A 3,174-nucleotide genomic window follows, 5' to 3' on the forward strand; every position below is an offset into this window, starting at 1 on the left:
TCGGGCAAGATTACGATTTTGAATTTGGAGAAGTTGAAGCGGTTGAAGAATTGAATAAAAAAAGTTTAAAGGGCTTTGAAAATTTGTTTTTTCAAAGCCCTTTTTATTATATTTGAGTTTCAAAAAAGCGTATTCATACAACCATCCAATTCTTCAATGAACAAACTATTTGTTTTATTTTCACTATTACTCTGCATTCTTGGCTGTAAAAAAAAGCAAGCTGCCGAACCACAACCAACTGGTATAACTACTACAGTTCAAAAAGTAAGCTATAATGGGCCACAAAAAGACAATCAATATTTAACAAAAATAATTAGTACCTTCAAAAATTACAGTTATCTACAAAAAGACTCTTTGTTAGTAAACTACGACGTCAATAAAAAAATAGTTAATACCACAAATTACCAGTTCCGATCAGGGTCTTCAAGTGCAATAAATCGGTTCATAAAAAAATACGAAACCACTTTTAACTATGATAGTAAAGGTAATTTAACTGACTGTAAAACTATTGACCTTGAGTATCAGTTTACTGCAACATTTAAGTTTGAATATGATGAGGCTACCAATAAACTCAATAAAGTTAATGGTGCATATCAAAGCGGCAATTATTCAGAATTTATTACAAAATTAGAAGATACAGACAAAGGATTTAATCAATTGAGAAATGGTTTTTTACGAGTAGAGAATACATTTATTGATGAAAATCTAAGTAAGTATTTCGAAAAAGACTCTCCTATAACATTTGAATATCAAGGCTATAGTGCGACCAAATTAAGTCCATTTTATGCCTTGCCAACAAATATGCAGAAGGTATTTTACTGCACCGAAAATATTATTCAGATTTTCAATTTTTCGATTGAACATCTAAATATCATGAGTAAAAATGTGCCTTCTAAAATTATATCTTCGGGTACAATGAACACCACTATTGATTTAAGTTGTACCGCAAATCAAGCTGGTTATGTAACTGAAATTTCAATTGGAGATACATCTTCGAGTTTTTACAGAAAATTCAATTTTTCATACAACAATAAATAATGAAACGAGTAATCTTATATCTATTAGGCTGTTATTTGTTTATCTCTTCGTGTAAAAAAGAAAGTACAAATCCAGCAAAATACCCGTTGAAATCCTATACAATTTTGGCAAATCAGTTTAATATTTCAAATGTACGAGACTCGGTTTTACTTGAATATAACAATGGTCTAATAATTAGAGCAACTTCCCATTACAAATATGACCTAAACAGCATAGGTCCTGTTAAGAGTTTAAATTTTGTTTATAACAAAAATAAAATTCAATCAGTAAGTTCCATCAAAAATAATACATCCTCAACCATAACCGTAGAATACGATAGTGATAATCTTCTAAAAAGTATTGTATCTCCGAATAGCACATTTTCCATTCGATACAATACCGCCCTAAAAGTGAGCGGAATTAGATTTAGTTTTAGTAGTTTTTACGATTTTGAAGTTAAAAATGAAAACATGGTTTCGATAAATAGGTCTGGTAATATTCAAAAAAATGAATTTGACACAACTAATAATCCATTTTACTATTTACCAGATGACGTCAAACTCATTATAATGTCCGAATTCGGAAATTCAATTTTCTTAAATTACTATAATGGTTTTTCAAAAAACTCATTAAAAAGCTATTCGCAAGACAAAAAAGATTACATCATTAGCTACAAATATAACAAAGCCAATTTGCCCGTTGAAGCAATTATCACAAGTAATTCGCAGAAAATAAACACTTTGAAATTTTACTACTAAATGAAAAAACTCATTATAATTACTATAGCCATCACATTGACTATAATTTCGTGTAAGAAAGAAACTGAAGTAGATGCTACAACAGCACCTCCTCCAACTCCCAAAAGCTATATTTCAAAACTGACAATCAACGAAGTATATAATAATAAAAAAACTCGTGACCAAGAGTTTAGTTTTTCATACGATTCCAAAGGAAGACTTGAGAGCATTGCTCAGACCTATATCTATTATGATTTTAACACAGGAGCAGTTTCAAGTAAAAATCAATCTACTGCCTTTATCTCTTATAATTCTGAAAATTTAGCATCAGAAGTGAAAACGCTAAATAAAATCAGTGATGGAACCGAAAGTATAAATATTGATAGATTTATATATGATAAAGATAAAGTTGCAGAAATACGGTCTTTTTCATTGCAGAATGGAATTGAGAAAGCATCCTCAGAAATACTTATCTTTAATTATAATAATAAAGGCCAACTAACTTCAACTTCAATGGAGAATATAGTAAGGTCCTCTTATAATTACACAAATGACGTCCACATTTCAACAAACTTTTTTGCTACATCAAAAACTGAAGTGTTGTATCAAGAAAATGTACTCAACCCTATAGCTAATTTTTCTAATGCTCAAAAAATAATTGTTAGCAGAATAATTGAAGACCCTTATCTTTTTGGCTTTGGTTTGATCAGTAAATTTTATCCAAAGAAAACAGTAAGCGGAAATACCACTTGGGATTATGAGGTTAGTACGAATAATCAAAATTTACCAACCAAAGTACTTAGAAATTATTTTGCCTATAACGTAATTCAAACCATGAATTTCGAGTATAAAACATTTTAATTTTATAAACTAAAACCTGAGCAAAATCATATTTCAAATACCTTAAAGATAAAGGAAGTCTTCGTTTGAAACGAAGACTTCCTTATAAAACAACTCTTAAATAACTCTCCCCATCGCAGGGTCGGTGAAACTTTCTCGGCCAGTTTCTACGTGGCCTGCGTATCTTTTCTCAAAAATATCATTTCCTTCAACTTTTACCGAAAAATCATACCATTGATGGCTATTTTGTAAGTTTAAAACCAAATTTGCGGTTCCGCCTTTTGGTAAATCCAACACCTTTTTGCCAGTTTTGTAAGCCAAATCATTGATTTCAACTTTTAAACTCTTACTATCTTTATTTTGCAACTCAATCACGACATTGCCTGTTAAGCTCTTTTTTGCGGCATCGCTGGCTTGGTATTTCAATTTGGTTTCGAGTTGTGGTTGGGTTTCGTTACCAGCAAACGAGCGATAAAATCCATTCGGGCCATAAACTTCTACTTTATAATTTTTATTGGTGAATGTATCTAAGGCCCAAGTATCGGTCAATTCATCACCTCTTTTTACAGCATAATTACGA

4 protein-coding genes are annotated in these 3,174 nt (G+C 30.7%); 3 read left to right on the forward strand and 1 reads right to left on the reverse strand.

Translation table 11 applies throughout. The annotated features are described in order from the left end of the window. The first annotated feature begins 156 nt into the window (after positions 1-156). From ACOVO2_RS05230 to ACOVO2_RS05240, 3 genes are read left to right on the forward strand one after another with little or no spacing between them, the layout of a single operon-like run. The gene (locus ACOVO2_RS05230; protein WP_421768951.1) at positions 157-1,038 is read left to right on the forward strand and encodes a hypothetical protein; all 882 of its coding nucleotides are present in this window, start codon (positions 157-159) and stop codon (positions 1,036-1,038) included. Further along, on the forward strand, positions 1,038-1,775 hold the full coding sequence (locus tag ACOVO2_RS05235; protein WP_421768952.1) for a hypothetical protein: 738 nt from the start codon (positions 1,038-1,040) through the stop codon (positions 1,773-1,775). The genes ACOVO2_RS05230 and ACOVO2_RS05235 overlap by 1 nt, the downstream gene beginning before the upstream one ends. Continuing rightward, a complete protein-coding gene (locus ACOVO2_RS05240) occupies positions 1,776-2,615 on the forward strand; it encodes a hypothetical protein (protein ID WP_421768953.1) in 840 nt (279 codons plus the stop codon). Between the two features lie 96 nt (positions 2,616-2,711). On the opposite strand, the gene ACOVO2_RS05245 is transcribed toward ACOVO2_RS05240, so the two are convergent. After that, a partial coding sequence (locus ACOVO2_RS05245; RefSeq protein ID WP_421768954.1) for a phospholipase domain-containing protein occupies positions 2,712-3,174 on the reverse strand: 463 nt, incomplete at its 5' end.

The sequence above is a fragment of the Emticicia sp. genome, assembly GCF_049241225.1.
Classification (GTDB): domain Bacteria; phylum Bacteroidota; class Bacteroidia; order Cytophagales; family Spirosomataceae; genus Emticicia.

Coding starts and splice junctions, on each gene's coding strand:
- ACOVO2_RS05235 (WP_421768952.1), top strand. CDS start 1,038: ATGAAACGAGTAATCTTATATCTATTAGGCTGTTATTTGTTTATCTCT.
- ACOVO2_RS05230 (WP_421768951.1), top strand. CDS start 157: ATGAACAAACTATTTGTTTTATTTTCACTATTACTCTGCATTCTTGGC.
- ACOVO2_RS05240 (WP_421768953.1), top strand. CDS start 1,776: ATGAAAAAACTCATTATAATTACTATAGCCATCACATTGACTATAATT.